Origin of the sequence: Gordonia sp. SMJS1 (assembly GCF_029866425.1) — a bacterium.
GTDB lineage: Bacteria > Actinomycetota > Actinomycetes > Mycobacteriales > Mycobacteriaceae > Gordonia > Gordonia hongkongensis.
Genome location: NZ_CP123381.1, coordinates 3578311 through 3594368, shown reverse-complemented (window position 1 = coordinate 3594368; position 16058 = coordinate 3578311). Strand labels below are relative to the sequence as shown.

Annotated in this window: 14 protein-coding genes and 2 pseudogenes; 9 read left to right on the top strand and 7 right to left on the bottom strand. The window is 69.0% G+C overall.

Features of this window, described 5'->3' with window-relative positions; translation table 11 throughout:
- Positions 1-12: 12 nt before the first annotated feature.
- Positions 13-1014: an LLM class flavin-dependent oxidoreductase gene (locus QAD21_RS16430; protein WP_068970716.1), complete on the bottom strand. Its 1002-nt coding sequence runs from the start codon at positions 1012-1014 to the stop codon at positions 13-15.
- Between the two features lie 99 nt (positions 1015-1113).
- On the opposite strand from QAD21_RS16430, the pseudogene QAD21_RS16425 reads away from it, so the two are divergent.
- A pseudogene (locus QAD21_RS16425) lies at positions 1114-1949 on the top strand (ABC transporter ATP-binding protein).
- Positions 1950-2777, top strand: coding sequence for an NUDIX domain-containing protein (locus QAD21_RS16420; RefSeq protein WP_137809018.1), 828 nt, complete (start codon positions 1950-1952; stop codon positions 2775-2777). It begins immediately after the preceding pseudogene.
- Between the two features lie 12 nt (positions 2778-2789).
- Here the strand turns inward: QAD21_RS16420 and QAD21_RS16415 are convergent, their stop codons facing one another.
- Positions 2790-3389 carry a maleylpyruvate isomerase family mycothiol-dependent enzyme gene (locus QAD21_RS16415; RefSeq protein WP_159371164.1) on the bottom strand — a complete coding sequence of 200 codons (600 nt, stop codon included), beginning with the start codon at positions 3387-3389 and terminating at the stop codon, positions 2790-2792.
- Between the two features lie 74 nt (positions 3390-3463).
- Here QAD21_RS16415 and QAD21_RS16410 point away from each other — a divergent pair, with 74 nt between their 5' ends.
- A complete protein-coding gene (locus tag QAD21_RS16410) occupies positions 3464-3895 on the top strand; it encodes a MarR family transcriptional regulator (RefSeq protein ID WP_165629811.1) in 432 nt (143 codons plus the stop codon).
- Here QAD21_RS16410 and ligD read toward each other — a convergent pair.
- A pseudogene (ligD, locus tag QAD21_RS16405) lies at positions 3876-4854 on the bottom strand (non-homologous end-joining DNA ligase). The gene QAD21_RS16410 and the pseudogene ligD sit on opposite strands and share 20 nt — an antisense overlap.
- Before the next feature lie 127 nt (positions 4855-4981).
- Between ligD and QAD21_RS16400 the strand changes: the two are divergent.
- From QAD21_RS16400 to QAD21_RS16390, 3 genes are all read left to right on the top strand, one after another.
- Positions 4982-5770, top strand: coding sequence for an enoyl-CoA hydratase-related protein (locus QAD21_RS16400; protein WP_058252172.1), 789 nt, complete (start codon positions 4982-4984; stop codon positions 5768-5770).
- A gap of 62 nt (positions 5771-5832) precedes the next feature.
- Positions 5833-6807, top strand: a complete 975-nt coding sequence (locus QAD21_RS16395; protein WP_165629812.1) for a class I SAM-dependent methyltransferase — start codon at positions 5833-5835, stop codon at positions 6805-6807.
- A gap of 19 nt (positions 6808-6826) precedes the next feature.
- Complete coding sequence (locus QAD21_RS16390) at positions 6827-8026, top strand: class I SAM-dependent methyltransferase (RefSeq protein WP_165629813.1); 1200 nt, start codon at positions 6827-6829, stop codon at positions 8024-8026.
- A gap of 70 nt (positions 8027-8096) precedes the next feature.
- On the opposite strand, the gene QAD21_RS16385 is transcribed toward QAD21_RS16390, so the two are convergent.
- A complete protein-coding gene (locus QAD21_RS16385) occupies positions 8097-9434 on the bottom strand; it encodes a PQQ-binding-like beta-propeller repeat protein (RefSeq protein ID WP_165629814.1) in 1338 nt (445 codons plus the stop codon).
- Positions 9435-9559: 125 nt separating this feature from the next.
- On the opposite strand from QAD21_RS16385, the gene QAD21_RS16380 reads away from it, so the two are divergent.
- Positions 9560-10312 carry an acyltransferase gene (locus tag QAD21_RS16380; protein ID WP_065632672.1) on the top strand — a complete coding sequence of 251 codons (753 nt, stop codon included), beginning with the start codon at positions 9560-9562 and terminating at the stop codon, positions 10310-10312.
- Between the two features lie 39 nt (positions 10313-10351).
- Here the strand turns inward: QAD21_RS16380 and QAD21_RS16375 are convergent, their stop codons facing one another.
- From QAD21_RS16375 to QAD21_RS16365, 3 genes are read right to left on the bottom strand one after another with little or no spacing between them, the layout of a single operon-like run.
- Positions 10352-11659 (bottom strand): glycosyltransferase family 4 protein, encoded by a 1308-nt coding sequence (locus QAD21_RS16375; protein WP_068970700.1) that lies wholly within the window; start codon positions 11657-11659, stop codon positions 10352-10354.
- Positions 11656-13218 (bottom strand): glycoside hydrolase family 57 protein, encoded by a 1563-nt coding sequence (locus QAD21_RS16370; RefSeq protein WP_068970699.1) that lies wholly within the window; start codon positions 13216-13218, stop codon positions 11656-11658. Before QAD21_RS16370 ends, QAD21_RS16375 begins: the two co-directional genes overlap by 4 nt.
- Positions 13219-13220: 2 nt before the next feature.
- Positions 13221-14039: a class I SAM-dependent methyltransferase gene (locus tag QAD21_RS16365; RefSeq protein WP_068970698.1), complete on the bottom strand. Its 819-nt coding sequence runs from the start codon at positions 14037-14039 to the stop codon at positions 13221-13223.
- 186 nt (positions 14040-14225) lie between these two features.
- Between QAD21_RS16365 and QAD21_RS16360 the strand changes: the two genes are divergently transcribed.
- Together QAD21_RS16360 and QAD21_RS16355 are read left to right on the top strand one after the other, a co-directional pair.
- A complete protein-coding gene (locus QAD21_RS16360; RefSeq protein ID WP_004019278.1) occupies positions 14226-15011 on the top strand; it encodes an electron transfer flavoprotein subunit beta/FixA family protein in 786 nt (261 codons plus the stop codon).
- A 53-nt stretch (positions 15012-15064) separates the two neighbouring features.
- Positions 15065-16021 carry an electron transfer flavoprotein subunit alpha/FixB family protein gene (locus QAD21_RS16355; protein WP_068970697.1) on the top strand — a complete coding sequence of 319 codons (957 nt, stop codon included), beginning with the start codon at positions 15065-15067 and terminating at the stop codon, positions 16019-16021.
- Positions 16022-16058: the final 37 nt, after the last annotated feature.

The following is a 16058-nucleotide window of genomic DNA, read 5'->3' as shown; positions in this document are numbered from 1 at the left end:
TGCGAATCCCGGCTAGCCGGCGGCGACCGGTGAGTTCACCGGCGCGAGGTGGCCGAAGGTGCCCAGCCACACGTCACGATCGGGCGCCAGCGACGCGACGATCAGCTCGTCTGCGTCGGCGTGCCCGGCGAACCACGAGAGGTACTCGCGCACCTCGCCCGGCGTCCCGACACCCGAGTACGTCAGCATCTCGTCGATCTGGCGTCCCTGCGGCATCGAGAGGATGGCGTCGGCTTCCTCGTCGGTGAAGGTCCGGCCGCGGCCGTAGAGCAGCGACACGCGTTGACGTTTCGCGATCTGCAGCTGCGCCTGCGCACGGTCGGCGTCCTCGTCGGCGATCGCTCCGACACCCGCGATGACGTAGGGCTCGGCGATGACCTCCGACGGCCGGAACTCGCGGCGGTACAACGCCACGGCCTCGGTGAGCGCCTGCGGCGCGAAGTGGGAGGCGAAGGCGTACGGAAGTCCGAGGGCCGCGGCGAGCTGCGCGCCGAACAGCGACGAGCCGAGGATGTAGAGCGGCACGTGGGTGCCCGCCCCCGGGGTCGCGCGGACGCCTTCGACACGCGACTCGTCACCGAGGAAGGCCTGCAGCTCGAGGACGTCGTGCGGGAACCGCTCCGCGGAGGCGTGGGTGCGGCGCAGGGCCGCGAAGGTCTGCTGATCGCTGCCGGGCGCGCGCCCGAGCCCGAGGTCTATGCGCCCGGGATGGAGTTCGGCGAGTGTGCCGAACTGCTCGGCGATGGTCAGCGGGGAATGGTTCGGCAGCATCACGCCGCCGGCGCCGAGACGGATGGTCGAGGTGTGCGCGGCGATGTGTGCGATGAGCACCGCCGGCGCCGACGACGCGATGGCCGACATGTTGTGGTGCTCGGCGTACCAGATCCGGCGGTAGCCCCACTTCTCCGCGTTCTGTGCGAGATCGACACTGGCGGACAGGCTTTGCGCGGCAGTCTCGTCACGACCGATCTGCGCGAGATCCAGGATCGCCAAGGGGAGGTTCGAAGGGGTCACGACGATGTTCAATGCGGCCGACGCCCCGGACTATTCCCGCCGTCCGGTCTGCCGTGAGTCGAACGGGTCGACCATTCCCTCGTGGTGCAGGATGGGGGAGTGACCGAATCCGATCCCGACCTCTTGATCGATTTTCGCGACGTCGCCGTCGTTCGAGGCGGCAAGACTCTCGTCGGCCCGCTGTCGTGGCAGGTGGAACTGGACGAACGCTGGGTGATCATCGGACCCAACGGCGCGGGCAAGACGACACTGATCCGACTGGCCGGGGCGGAGATCCACCCGACGTCGGCACCGCCTTCGTGCTCAACGAGAAGCTCGGCCGGGTCGAGATCCGCGAGCTGTCGACCCGGATCGGGGTCTCGAGCCCGTCGCTGGTCGATCGAGTGCCGCCGGAGGAGATCGTCAGCGACGTCGTCATCTCGGCGGGATATGCGGTCCTGGGGCGGTGGCGCGAGAGCTACGACGCCATGGACCGTGCGCAGGCCGTCGAATCGCTGGAATCGATGGGTGCCGAGCACCTCGCGGACCGTCGCTTCGGCACGCTGTCGGAGGGCGAGCGCAAGCGTGTCGTGATCTCGCGCGCGCTGATGACCGACCCCGAACTGCTCTTGCTCGACGAACCGGCCGCCGGGCTCGACCTGGGTGGCCGCGAAGAACTCGTCGATCGTCTCGCGCGTCTCGCCGCCGACCCCGACGCCCCGGCCATCGTGCTGATCACCCACCACGTCGAGGAGATCCCCGAAGGTTTCACACATGCGATGATCCTGTCCGAGGGTGGCGTGGTGGCCCAGGGGCTGCTCGAGGAGGTACTCACGAGTGAGAACCTCACCGCCGCCTTCCGCCAGCAGATCGTTCTGGACAAGGTCGACGGCCGGTACTTCGCGCGGCGCCGGCGCCGTGCGGGTGGCCACCGTCGAGCAGCAGGACGTAACTGAATGACGTCGACACAGCAGCAGGGCCCGGACATCGTGTCCGCACCGTTGCGGGATGCCGCGACCGTCGTGCTCGTCCGCGACGCTGCCGACGGCATCGAGGTCTTCCTGCAACGCCGCGTCAAGCAGATGGCCTTCGCGGGGGGAATGACGGTGTTCCCGGGCGGCGGCGTCGACAAGCGGGACGCCGACGCCGACCTGGCGTGGACGGGTCCCGAGGCCACCTGGTGGGCCGGGCAATTCGGCAGCGACGCCGAGATCGCCCAGGCCCTGGTGTGCGCGGCCGTCCGCGAGACGTTCGAAGAGTGCGGCGTCCTGCTCGCGACCGATGCCGACGGCGCCTTCGCCGACCCGGAGGGACTGGCCGAGGATCGGCAACGCCTCGTCGAGAAGTCGTTGTCGTTCGCGCAGTTCCTCACCGCGCGCGGACTGACGCTGCGTGCCGATCTGCTGCGTCCGCTCGCGCACTGGATCACCCCGGTGAACGAGAAGCGACGCTACGACACCCGGTTCTTCCTGGCCGCGATGCCCGACGGACAGCACGCCGACGCCGAGACCACCGAAGCCGAGGTCGCCCGGTGGGTGAACGCCCGGGTCGCGATCGATTCCTGGGCCGCGGGCCAGCACTTCCTCATGCCGCCCACGTGGTCGCAGCTCAACTACGTCTCGCAGTTCTCGACCATCGACGAACTGCTCGACGCCGAGCGTGTCATCGAACCGATCCTGCCGAACGTGACACCCGGCGCCGGGCTGGCCGGCCTCGGTTTCCCCGGCTCCGACGAGTACTTCCGGACTCTCGGCGATCAGCAGCCGCCCGAGATCACGCTCTGACCGGACGCGCTGTCAGGTTGAGGGCGCCAGTGCCCCGGCGGCGTTCGTCCGTCCGCCGAACAGCATGACGATGTCGCGGATCGGCGCCTCGACGACCGCGCCCGTCCCGGCCGCGAAGTCGCTGTCGGTGGCCACGTAGCGTCGTCCCTCGTTTCGGCGACGTGCGTGGAACGGGAAACCCGTCGACCACAGGTAGTCTGCGCACGCCGTCGCGGCGTCGGTCGGCATCGGCCGGTCGAGTCCGAGCGGGACCGCGATGTCCTGCCCGTGCAGGAGCGAATCCAGCAGCGGCGCCATGGGAGTCGTCCCGATCGGATGCCGACGCGAACCGACCATGGCGCGCAACTTCGAGGCGGCCTGATCCGCCGTGGTGTCGTCGCGGAGCGCGAGTTCGCGGATCATCGTGTTGAACCGGAATCCGTATCGGCACGCGGCGATCATCGCTCGTGCCGGTGAGGTGTGGGAGTGGGTGAGGTGGACCGCGACGTCGCGCACCGTCCACGCGTCGCACAGCGACGGGGTGGCGAGTTGCTCGGGCGTGAGGGTCTCGATCAGTCCGGCGAGTTCGAGTCGTTGCTCGTCGATCCGTTGCCAGATGAGGTCGGTGTCCATCGGTCGCTCCCGCCGCACAGATAGTCAGGTTCCCTGACTGATATTAGTCAGGGTTTCGTACTAAAGTCAACGTCGTGTCCGACCCGCAGATCGCCGTCCTGATGTTCATCGCCCATCGCGCGACCGAGCGCCGGGTGTTGGCACGGATCGCCGAGGAAGGGGCCGACGACATCACTCCGGCGCAGTCCCGGGTGCTACAGCGGCTGGCACCCGAACCCATGCGGTTGACCGATCTCGCCGAGCAGGCGGGTGTCACCAAGCAGACCGCGGGTGGCATCGTCGACCAACTCGAGGCGGCTGGCTACCTGACCCGGGTGCCGGACCCGTCCGACCGTCGCGCCCGGCTGGTGACGCTGAGTGAGCGCGGCGTTCATCTGTGCGAGGTAGCTGCGCGCGAGGTCGAGGCGCAGCAGGAGGAGTGGCGCGAGCATCTCGGCGACGCTGAGTTCGCCGCCCTGGAGAAGGCATTGCGGTCGTTACGCGACGTCACCGATCCATATCGATGATCTCGGCGTCCTCGTCGGTGCCGATGTCGTCGCGGTCGGCCCAGTCGATGAGGGTGTCGAGTCGGTGCGCGACGTCGTCGATCTCCGCGTGCAGGTCGCCGAGTTCGGCGAACCGGGCCGGCACGGTGGCGATGGTGAAGTCGTCGGGTTCGATGTCGTCGATCTCGGCCCAGGTGATCGGCGTCGACACGGTGGCCCGCTCGTTGCCACGCACGGAGTAGGCCGACGCCATGGTGTGGTCGCGGGTGTTCTGGTTGTAGTCGACGAAGACCGCCGCCGGGTCGCGGTCCTTGCGCCACCAGGTCGTCGTCACGTCGTCGGGCGCGACGTTCGACCTCCCGAGCGAAGGCCAGCGCCGCACGCCGGACCTGCGGGAAGCCCCACTCCGGCGCGATGCGGACGTAGATGTGCAGCCCGCGACCGCCCGAGGTCTTGGGGAACCCGCGCATACCCAGTTCGTCGAGAACCTCTTCGACGACGTGCGCCACCCGCCGGATCCGGGGGAACGTGCAGTCGGGCATCGGGTCGAGGTCGATACGCCACTCGTCGGGCGACTCGGGGTCGTCGCGTCGTGAGTTCCAGGGGTGGAACTCGACGGTCGACATCTGCACCGCCCAGATCACCGATGCCAGTTCGGTGACGCACAGTTCGTCGGCGGTGCGGCCGTACCGCGGGAAGTAGATCTCGGTGGTCTCCAGCCAGTCCGGCGCACCGGCGGGGATGCGCTTCTGGTGGACCTTGTTGCCGCTGACGCCCTTGGGGAACCGGTGCAGCATGCACGGACGGTCGCGCAGCGCACGGACGATCCCGTCGCCGACGGACAGGTAGTACTCGGCGAGATCGCGCTTGGTCTCACCGCGCTCGGGAAAGTAGACGCGGTCGGGACTCGACAGCCGGACGGTGCGGTCGCCGACCTCGAGCTCGATGGGATCACCTGCGGAACCCGACGTTTTCGCCATGACCGCCACTGTATGGCTCCGATGCCGGTGGGCGGCGGACTCCGGGCCGCGTCGTGCGTGCCGGGTCGTCGGCCTGGGTCGTCGGGCTGGGGCATCGATCGGACTTACCTACCGGTAGCCTTCGACCATGCCTGAGTTCGTGACCCTCGAGTGCTCCGACGCTCATCCGGGGGTCGGCACCATCCTGCTGCACCGGCCGCCGATGAACGCGTTGAGCCGGCAGGTGCAGGCCGAACTGGCCGCCGCGGCCGAGGAGGCCACGGTCCGCGCCGACATCAAGGCCGTCGTCGTCTACGGCGGCCCGAAGATCCTGGCGGCCGGCGCGGACGTCAAGGAGATGCGGGACGTCGGCTACGCCGAGATGAGCCGGGTGGCGGGTCGCCTGCAGAGCGATCTCGGCGCGATCGCCGCCATCCCGAAGCCGACCGTCGCGGCCATCACCGGGTACGCGCTCGGCGGTGGCCTCGAAGTCGCGTTGGGTGCCGACCGACGGATCGCGGGCGACAACGCGAAGCTCGGGCTGCCCGAGGTCCTGCTCGGTCTCATCCCCGGCGGCGGCGGCACGCAGCGGCTGGCACGCCTCATCGGGCCGTCGAAGGCCAAGGACCTGATGTTCACCGGCCGCTTCGTCGACGCCGCGGAGGCGCTGGCGATCGGACTCGTCGACGAGGTCGTCGCGCCGGACGAGGTCTACAACGCCGCGCTCGCCTGGGCCGGACAGTTCGACGGCGCCGCCTCGGTGGCGCTCGCCGCGATCAAGAAGGCCGTCGATCAGGGGCTCGGCGTCGACCTCGACACCGGGCTCAAGATCGAAGAGCAGTTGTTCGCCCCGCTGTTCGCGACCGAGGACCGCGCCATCGGTCTGACTTCGTTCCTCGAGAACGGCCCCGGGAAGGCGGAATTCGTCGGCCGCTGAGCCGTCGTCGCCGCGTACCCCTCGACCACAGCACCCCATCACCACGCACACAGGAAGCGATCATGACCACCGACGCCACACCGGGCACCGATCCCGCTCCCAATCCGCACGCCACCGAGGAACAGGTCAAGGCGGCCCTCACCGACACCAAACTCGCCCAGGTGCTCTACCACGACTGGGAGGCCGAGACCTACGACGAGAAGTGGTCGATCAGCTTCGACGAACGCTGCATCGACTACGCGCGTGGCCGTTTCGACGCCGTGGCCACCGACGAGCCCCTACCGTACGGCCGCGCGATGGAACTCGGTTGTGGCACCGGCTTCTTCCTGCTGAACCTGATGCAGTCGGGTGTTGCGTCGAAGGGGTCGGTCACCGACCTCTCGCCGGGCATGGTCAAGGTCGCCCTGCGCAACGCGGAGAACCTCGGTCTCGATGTCGACGGCCGGGTCGCCGACGCGGAGAAGATCCCGTACGACGACGACACCTTCGACCTTGTCGTCGGACATGCTGTGCTGCACCACATTCCCGATGTCGAGCAGGCGCTGCGTGAGGTGCTGCGGGTCCTCAAGCCCGGCGGGCGGTTCATCTTCGCGGGTGAGCCGTCGACGATCGGTGACTTCTACGCGCGCTGGATGAGTCGGGCGACGTGGTTCGCCACGACGAACGTCACGAAGCTCGGTCCGCTGCAGGGGTGGCGGCGCCCGCAGGAGGAACTCGACGAGTCCTCGCGTGCGGCCGCGCTCGAGGCCGTGGTCGACATCCACACCTTCGATCCCGACGAGCTCGCCGGCATCGCCCGCGCCGCCGGCGCGCAGAAGGTGGCCACCGCCACCGAGGAACTGGCCGCCGCGATGCTCGGCTGGCCGGTCCGCACCTTCGAGGCCGCTGTGCCGCCGGAGAAGCTCGGCTGGGGCTGGGCCCGCTTTGCCTTCGGTGGCTGGAAGCGGCTGACCTGGCTCGACGAGAACGTGCTGCGGAAGGTCGTGCCGCCGAAGTTCTTCTACAACGTCGTGGTGACGGGGACGAAGCCGCAGTAGGCGGTTCCGTCGTCAGGCCATGGGCTACTCCTTCGATCTCGACGACGTCGCGTTCCTGCGGTCGCGGCACGGCGAGAAGGCGCTCGACACGGTGGCCGGCCTCGAGCTCACCCCGTCGACGATGCTGGCCGACATCACCGAGGTACGCAGCCGATACGCGCCCCACGACGCCGCGCTGATCGAGACGGTGCAGTGTCGTAGGCGCGCCCGCTCGAAGCTGCGCGATGCCGAGGCGCTCCTGCTCACCGACGACGCCCTGCAGCAGGCGACCGCGTCGGTGGTCGCCGCGCACCGTGCGGCCGAAATCGCGGCGCGGTTCCCGGAATCGGTGGTGCACGACCTGACCTGTTCGATCGGGGCGGAGTTGCGAGAGCTGGTGCGCGCCAACGGCATCTCGGGTGTCATCGGCAGCGACATCGACCGGGTCCGGCTCGCGATGGCGCGTTCCAATTTGCCGGAGGCGACGCTGCTGGTCGCGGACGCGCTCACCCCGACCTCGACCGCGGACGTGCTCCTCGCCGATCCCGCGCGGCGATCGGACGCGGGCCGCATCTTCCGACTCGATCAGCTGACCCCACCGCTCTTCGAGCTGTTGACCACCTACCCCGGCCGCGCGCTCATCGTGAAATGCGCTCCCGGACTGGATCATCAGATGCTGCGAAACCGCTATGGCTTCGACGGCGAGGTCCAGGTCACCTCAGTCGACGGCGGCGTGCGCGAGGCGTGCCTGTGGACGGGCCCGGGTGTGGAGCCCGGCCGGCGGGCCACCGTGCTCCGCACCCGCGCCGACGGAACCATCGCCGAGGTCGAGGTCACCGACCGCGAAGACGACGACGTGCCGGCCGGTGAGGCGGGCGAGTGGATCGTCGACCCGGACGGGGCGATCGTGCGCGCCGGGCTGGTCAAGCACTACGCCCACCGGTCCGGGCTCTGGCAACTCGATCCGCAGATCGCCTATCTCACGGGTGATTCCGTCCCCGACGGCGCCCGCGGATTCCGGGTGATCGAGCAGACGGGCGTGACCGAGAAGGCGCTCCGGAAGGCGCTCGCGGCGCTCGACTGCGGCCCCCTCGAGATCCTCGTCCGCGGACTCGACGTCGACCCCGACCGATTGCGGAAGAAGCTCAAGCTCAGGGGCTCCCGGCCGTTGTCGGTGGTGCTGACCCGGATCGGGCGGAAGGGTGCCGCGTTCATCTGTGAGCCGGGCGTCCGGTTCTGAAACGAACCCGATCACGCAGAGTGCGGGATCGGTATCGGTTTCCGGTACGAATCCCGCACTCTACGAACACCTACTCGAGATCGGCCTTGCTGTCGAAGAAGTACACCTCGCCGAGATTGGTCGCGGTCGCGATCTGTCCGGAGTAGGACACCGAGACGCCGGTCGCGAAACCGCGCGAATTCGGCAGCGGCAGAATCCGTTTCGTCGCGCCGTCGGTCGTGGACACCTCGACCAGGGACAGGGAGTCCTTGCCGGGATCGCGGGCGACCGTCCACGCGGTCTGCTGCTGGGTCAAGGCGGACAGGCTCACCGTCGCCAGATCGGTGCGCTGCCAGACCTGTTCGGCACCATCGCCCCGATCACGCAGCAGGGTCAGCGGGGCGCCGAGCGAACCGGTCGGGATGATCAGACCGTCCGGGGAGACGGTCATCGTCGCGAATCCGTGGCCGCCGATGTCGTAGGTCCACCGCGTCGATCCGTCCTCGGCGTTCAGGGCGACGATCTTGCCGTCGCGCGAGAACGCATAGACGGTCGCGCCGTCGGCCGAGAGCGTCGGGGTCCCGATGACGCCGCTGGGGACGTCGGCCTGCCACGCAGTCCGGACTTCGCGGTTCCCGGCAACGGCGCCGTACTTCATCGCGCGGATCTGCGACGTCGCTGCGCCCTGGGGAAAGAAGTTGAGGAAGAAGCGTTCTCGTTCGGTGTCGACGGCAGCGGGGGCGGGGATCGCGCACTGCGGCCCGTTGCTCACGCAATCGCCGAAGCCGCGGAGCGGTTGCGCGGGGTCGGCGTCGTCGCGCAGTCTCACCTCAGGCGCGAGGAGTTCGTTGCGCTGGGTGTCGATCAGCAGGATCTGACCCTGTGTGGTGGCGACCAGCACCTCGTTCGGGGCCGCGAACTTCGCCGACAGCGGTACCCCGATCACGCCGGCCCGCCAGCGGATGGCGCCGCCGGCATTGAAGGCGAGGAAGGTCGTCTCCTCGCCGAGATAGGGCTGGTCGTACTGATCGACGAGCATCGCGTTGATCTCGACACCGGCCCGCATGTCCTTGCAGAAGTTCTTGCGTCCGGAGCGGCTGTCGAGCACGAGCACGTTGCATCCCTGCGCCGCATTCGACGTCACGCCCACGTTCCCCTTGCCGGAGATCGTCACCGGCGCGGTGACCGGGCCGCCGGTCGGCCGTGTCCAGCTCAGCGTGAGGTCCTCCGGCACATCGGCATACGCGAAGTTGGCGTTGCCCGGGACGCCCCCGTAGCTGGGCCAGCCGACGCTCGGCACGGAGCGGACGTCGATGTGGCCGTCCGAGCAGGCGGCGAGCGCCATCGAGCACACGGCCGTCAGCGCGACGAGCAGGCGGGTCAGCGCGGATCGGCGGCGTCGAGACACCTGCGGTCGTGCCAAAGCCATCCTGCTCCTCGTCGTCGTGCCCTGTTCAGCGTCGGGTCCAGGCGCCGGGCATGCCATCGAACGGCACTCCGCGCCAGCAGTGAGCCTATCGTGCGCGAAAATCGCGTCGATTAGGGTTTCTGGTCATGACCACCATGTGGAATGCGTCGTACCGGTCCCGCCGGCGCGCAGGCCGACGCCGCGACCCCGACCAGGCGCGTTTTCTCACGCTGGACTCGCTGCGCTGGATCAGACGCAACCGGGCGTACACACCGTGGTACCTCGTGCGCTACTACCGCCTGGCGCGGTTCCGCCTCGCCAATCCGCACATCGTGCTGCGGGGCATGGTGTTCCTCGGGCGCAACGTCGAGATCCACGCGACGCCGGAACTCGCGCGCATGGAGATCGGTCGCTGGGTCCACATCGGCGACGGCAACTCCATCCGCTGCCACGAGGGCAGCCTCCGCATCGGCGACAAGACCGTCTTCGGCTGCAACAACGTGGTGAACTCCTACCTCGACCTCGAGATCGGCGGTTCCACCCTCATCGCCGACTGGTGTTACATCTGCGACTTCGACCACAAGATGGACGACATCACGCTGCCGATCAAAGACCAGGGCATCGTGAAGGGCCCGGTGCGCATCGGGCCGGACACGTGGGTCGCGGCCAAGGTGTCGGTGCTGCGCAACACCATCGTCGGGCGAGGATGCGTGCTGGGCTCGCACGCGGTGGTCAAGGGCGTCATCCCCGACTACGCCATCGCGGTCGGCGCCCCCGCCCGGGTGGTCAAGAACCGGATGGACGACTGGGCCTCGAACGCCGCCGAACGCGCCGAACTCGAACGCGCCCTCGCCGACATCGAACGGAAGAAGGCCGCGGCCGAGCGGGACCCTTCGTGACGCCCTCCGCAGGCTCCGGGCTCCTCAGGGAGCAGGGGGCTATGGCTGGCCCGAGTCCCGTTCTGGCAGCGGACGTTCCGGGATGTCGGGCCGTCCGATCGCGTGCCGGACCCGACGCTTCGCGGCGAGGTGCACGCTCGCGGTGCGCTCGGCGACCTCGGCCCAGGAGAACTCCGCGGTGAGCCGCGCCCGGGCCCGCAGTGCCCGCTGCGCGGCCGCGCCCGGATCGGACAGCGTGGCCCGGACCGCCGCGGCCAGACCGGCGACATCCGCGGGCTCGAACGTCAGCCCGGTGTCCGGCTCGCGAACCGCCTCACCCAGACCCCCGGCCGTGGTCACGATCAAGGGCACGCCGGTCGCCGCCGCCTCCAGCGCCACGATCCCGAACGGCTCGTAGCGACTCGGTAGCACGATGGCGTCGCAGCGGTGCATCAGCGTCACCAGCTCGGTGTGGTCGACCGGGCCGACGAACCGCACCGCCTTGCCGACCCGATGCTTGCGCGCCTGCTCCATCAGCCAGTCTCGCTGGGTGCCGTCACCGGCGATCGTCAGCGTCGTACCCGGATGGCTGCGCCGGATCCGGGGGAGAGCCGCGAGCAGATCCTGCACGCCCTTCTCGTATTCGAGCCGACCCGCGAACAGCAGCTCGGCCGGACCGCTCGTCCGAGCACGTTCGGCGAACGGCCACGTACGGATGTCGATGCCGTTGTGGATCACCGTGATGTCGGTGGCGTCGTAGCCGAACAGTCGGTTCACCTCGTCGCGCATCGACGCCGAACACGTGATGAGAGCATCGGATTCGGACACCAGCCACCACTCGACCGAATGCACCTGCCGGTTCGTCCGGCCGCTCACCCAGCCGCTGTGCCGCCCGGCCTCCGTCGCGTGGATCGTGGAAACCAATGGCACATCGAAGAACTCGGCCAGCGCGATGGCCGGGTGGGCGACCAGCCAATCATGCGCGTGCACGACCTCCGGTACCCATCGCGACCCGATCGCTCCGCTCCCGGCGCCGTGCGGATCCGGCCCGCTCGCTCCGCTTCCGGCGCCGTGCAGAATCCGAAGTCCCGCCCGCACGAAGGCATGCCCCATCGCCAGCGTCCAGGCCATCATGTCCTGCCCGAACTCGAACTCCGGCGGGTCCTCGGCGACGGCCAGAACCCGAACACCCTCGACGACGGTGTCCGTCGTCGGATGACTCACCGCATCGGTCCCCGACGGACGCCGGGTCAGCACGACCACGTCGTGCCCGGCGGCGGCCATCTCGGTGGCGAGGTGATGGACATGCCGGCCGAGTCCGCCCACCACCACCGGCGGGTACTCCCACGACACGAACAACACCTTCATCGGATTCCCCCCTCGACACCGACCCGGTCGGCGGTCAGAGCCGTGTGCAGCCGGCGCGCATCGAGTGCGGGAAAGAGATTGTCGGCACGCGCCCAGGCGGCGGCGAGCGTCTCGGCTGCGTCGTCGCGGCCCCGCATCGCCGCGTCGCTGATTTCGCGGGTGGCATGCGCATGCGTGTGAGCTCGCGACACAGCGTACTGCGCCGCGGTGTCCTTCGACACCATGAACGGCCAGTCCGAGGACACGGTCAGCAGCGCCTCGCGCACGATCTGATCGGCGACCCGGCTGCGTGCATTCACTCGTTGCCGCAGCTTGGCGACCGCGTCGAGCGCCGTCTCGGTGACCTCGGCGTTCAGGTCGACCAGGTGCTGCACGGCCGGGCCGTTCCACACCCGCCAGTCCTTACCCGACCCCCACGACGACCTGGGGAGGTCGATGGGCGCGCCGACGAGCCCGGCCTGCGTTGCGCCCGCGAGTGTCCCGACGGTGACCCCGACCTCGGGCAGACGTCGCAGCACCCGTTCCAGCCAGACCGGGCCCTCATGCCACCAGTGCCCGAACAATTCGGTGTCGAACGCGGCGACCACCAGCGCGGGCCGGCCGATCCGCGCGGACTCGTCGACCAGACGCTGCCGCACATGCGCGACGAAGTCCTCGACGTGCCGGTCGACAACCGCGTCGACGCGAGCCGGGTCGTAGGGCTTCTTGTCCTGCCCGGACACGGTCCGGCCGGTGACCCGGAACCGCTTGAGCCCGGTCTCATGGTCATAGGTGTGGAAATCCCGATAGGCGCCATGACCCGGATAGCCCGACTTCGGCGACCAGACGCGATAGCTCACCGTCAGGTCACGTCCGTAGGCGACGACGACGCTGTCGCCGACGGGGCGTCCCAGCGCGGTGTCGCCGTGCAAGGCGGGCCCGTCGACCATGAAGTGGCGCACGCCCGCTCGGTCGTACTCCGTTTCCATCCCCGGCGCGAAGGCGCACTCGGGTGCCCAGATCCCGGTCGGGTCGACACCCCACCGCGCATGGGCGTCCGCGAGCCCCTCGGTCAGCGAGAATCGGCGCAGTCGCGGGTCGAGCAGCGGTGCGAACGGGTGGGCCAGGGGGCCGCCCAGGATCTCGACGACGCCGCTCGATGCCAGTCCGCGGATCAGTGGCGACGCGCCGTGACGCCATCGGGACGCAAAGGTGTCCAGCGCGCGTTGGGCGTCGAGGTACTCACGGCGGCCCGCCGCGGCTCGGTCGGCGTCGCGGGACATCGCTGCCTGCGTGGCCCGGAGCTGCCAGTCGGCGAGCCACTCGTACATCGACGACGCACAGTGCGGATCGTCGAGCTGCGCGGCCAGCACCGGCGTGATCCCGAGGGAGAGCTGGTCGCTGAAACCGTCGGCGGCCAGCCGCTCGAGCATGTCGAACAGCGGCAGGTACGACGCGGCCCACGACTGATACAGCCACTCCTCGCCGACCGGCCAACGTCCGTGATTGGCCAGCCACGGCAGATGCGAGTGCAGGACCAGCGTGAACTGGCCCGGGACGGGTTCGGTGCGGGTGGTCACCCTCAGCCCCGCAACGCGACGGCGAACAGGTCGAGCGAGTCGTCGATGTCGTACACGCCGGAATCGACGACATCGAAGTCCGCGGCGACCACGCCGGCGACATCCGCGGCCAGCTCGTCCGGCCAGGGCTCGCCGGCGAGCGCACGCTCGATCTGGGCGTCGATGAGCGAACCGCCCCATTTGGTGTCCAGGGCGCGAAGGCGCGGTCCGTGGACGACTCCCCACATCGCGTCGATCACGAAGCCGCCGTCGAGAAGCAGTTCGGTGAGTTCGGCCGCGTCGAGCTCACGGGTGTGGAACGGGTTGAGCGGTGTGTCGCGACCGGGGGAGAAGGTGATGCGGTTGGGCGTCGACATGAGCAGGACCCCGCCCGGACGCAGCACGCGGTGGCATTCGGCGACGAATCGCGGCTGATCCCAGAGGTGTTCGATGACTTGGAAGTTGACCACGATGTCGACCGAGGCGTCGGCGAGGGGGAGGTCGACGAGGTTGCCCTGGTGGACGACGAGCTGGGGATAGCGGCGTCGGGTGTGTTCGACCGCGGCGGCGTCGTAATCGACGCAGACCACCGACGACGCCCCGGCGTCGGCGATCATCGCGGCGCCGTACCCCTCGCCGGAGCCGGCTTCGAGGACGTCGTGGCCCGCGCACCGGTCGGCGATGTGGCGGTAGGCGATCTCGTGGCGCCGGAACCAGTAGTTCTCGGCGGGAATCCCCGGGACCGTCCGCTCGCCGGTCAGCGCCAATTGCTGGTCGGTGTCGAGCGCCTCGAGACCAGTGGTTGCCGTCCCGCGCGACGATCCGAGGTCTGCGTCAGTCATCTGACAGAGAGTAGGGCATGCCCCGGGGACCGCCGGGGCCGTCGTAGCGAGCGAGCGAACGGTAGCGTGCATTGTGTGAGGTAGTCGATGTTTAGTGGAAACATGGGAGACGCTAAAGTGGTGGGGACCCATGGCCTTACCCGCCGGTAAGTTGCCGAACCCGATGCAGGAGGTCGACGTAGACCCATGACAAACATTGTCGTACTGATCAAGCAGGTTCCCGACACATGGTCCGAGCGCAAGTTGTCCGACGACGACTACACCCTGGACCGTGAGGCCGCCGACGCCGTCCTGGACGAGATCAACGAGCGCGCCGTCGAGGAAGCGCTGAAGATCAAGGAGGCCGACGGCGGTGAGGTCACCATCCTGACGGCGGGTCCCGAGCGCGCCACCGACGCCATCCGCAAGGCCCTGTCCATGGGCGCCGACAAGGCGATCCACATCAAGGACGACCTCATGCACGGCTCGGACGCGGTCCAGACCGCCTATGTGCTGGCCCGGGCGCTCGGCACGGTCGAGGGTGTCGAGCTGGTCATCGCCGGCAACGAGGCCACCGACGGTCGCGTCGGCGCCATCCCGGCCATGATCGCCGAGTACCTCGAGCTCCCGCACCTGACCCACCTGCGCAAGCTGACCCTGGAGGGCGAGACCCTCAAGGGCGAGCGGGAGACCGACGACGGCATCTTCCACGTCGAGGCCAGCCTGCCGGCCATCGTCAGCGTGAACGAGAAGATCAACGAACCGCGCTTCCCCTCCTTCAAGGGCATCATGGCCGCCAAGAAGAAGGAGGTCACCGTCCTGACCCTCGCCGAGATCGACGTCGAGGCAAGCGATGTGGGCCTGGAGAACGCCGGCTCGGTCGTGACGGCGAACACCCCGAAGCCGCCGAAGACCGCGGGCGAGCGCGTCACCGACGAAGGCGACGGCGGCACCAAGGTCGCCGAGTACCTGGTCGGCCAGAAGATCATCTGACCTTCTCCACGCAGACCACCGGCGAACCCCCAGACATTCAGGAGAAAACCACCATGGCAGAAGTACTCGTTCTCGTGGAACAGGACGCCGAAGGCGCCCTGAAGAAGGTCACCAGCGAGCTCATCACCGCCGCCCGCGCACTCGGCACCCCGTCGGCGGTCGTCGTCGGCAAGCCCGGCTCGGCCGACGGCATCCTCGACGGACTCAAGGAGGCCGGCGCGGAGAAGATCTACGTCGCCGAGTCCGACGATGCGGGTAGCTACCTCATCACCCCGCAGGTCGACGTGCTGGCCTCGATCGCCGAGACCGCCTCGCCGGCCGGCATCCTCGTCGCGGCCACCGCCGACGGCAAGGAGATCGCCGGCCGCTTGGCCGTGCGCCTCGGCTCTGGCGTCCTCGCCGACATCGTCGACGTCAAGGAAGGCGGCGTGGGCATCCACTCCATCTTCGGTGGCGCCTACACCGTCGACGCCCAGGCCAAGGGCGAGGTCCCGGTCTTCTCGATCCGCCCCGGTGGCGTCGAGGCCGCGCCGCAGGCCGGCGCCGGCGAGCGTGTCGACGTCGAGGTCCCGGCTCAGGAAGAGGGCGCGGTCAAGATCACCAAGGTCGAGCCGAACGTCGGCGGCGATCGTCCCGAACTGACCGAGGCGTCGATCGTCGTCTCGGGTGGTCGCGGTGTCGGCAGCGCCGAGAAGTTCTCCGTCGTCGAAGAACTCGCCGACGTGCTCGGTGCCGCCGTGGGCGCGTCGCGCGCGGCCGTCGACTCCGGTTACTACCCCGGTCAGTTCCAGGTCGGTCAGACCGGTAAGACCGTGTCGCCGCAGCTGTACGTCGCCCTGGGCATCTCGGGCGCCATCCAGCACCGCGCCGGCATGCAGACCTCGAAGACGATCGTGGCCGTCAACAAGGACGAAGAGGCCCCGATCTTCGAGATCGCCGACTACGGCGTTGTCGGCGACCTGTTCAACGTTGCGCCGCAGCTGACCGAAGAGGTCAAGAAGCGCAAGTGATCATGAACTGATCAACTGCAGAACCCGGTGACCCCCG

Coding starts and splice junctions, on each gene's coding strand:
- QAD21_RS16390 (WP_165629813.1), top strand. CDS start 6,827: ATGGGCTACTCCTTCGATCTCGACGACGTCGCGTTCCTGCGGTCGCGG.
- QAD21_RS16380 (WP_065632672.1), top strand. CDS start 9,560: ATGACCACCATGTGGAATGCGTCGTACCGGTCCCGCCGGCGCGCAGGC.
- QAD21_RS16395 (WP_165629812.1), top strand. CDS start 5,833: ATGACCACCGACGCCACACCGGGCACCGATCCCGCTCCCAATCCGCAC.
- QAD21_RS16355 (WP_068970697.1), top strand. CDS start 15,065: ATGGCAGAAGTACTCGTTCTCGTGGAACAGGACGCCGAAGGCGCCCTG.
- QAD21_RS16400 (WP_058252172.1), top strand. CDS start 4,982: ATGCCTGAGTTCGTGACCCTCGAGTGCTCCGACGCTCATCCGGGGGTC.
- QAD21_RS16375 (WP_068970700.1), bottom strand. CDS start 11,659: ATGAAGGTGTTGTTCGTGTCGTGGGAGTACCCGCCGGTGGTGGTGGGC.
- QAD21_RS16415 (WP_159371164.1), bottom strand. CDS start 3,389: ATGGACACCGACCTCATCTGGCAACGGATCGACGAGCAACGACTCGAA.
- QAD21_RS16420 (WP_137809018.1), top strand. CDS start 1,950: ATGACGTCGACACAGCAGCAGGGCCCGGACATCGTGTCCGCACCGTTG.
- QAD21_RS16360 (WP_004019278.1), top strand. CDS start 14,226: ATGACAAACATTGTCGTACTGATCAAGCAGGTTCCCGACACATGGTCC.
- QAD21_RS16365 (WP_068970698.1), bottom strand. CDS start 14,039: ATGACTGACGCAGACCTCGGATCGTCGCGCGGGACGGCAACCACTGGT.
- QAD21_RS16385 (WP_165629814.1), bottom strand. CDS start 9,434: ATGGCTTTGGCACGACCGCAGGTGTCTCGACGCCGCCGATCCGCGCTG.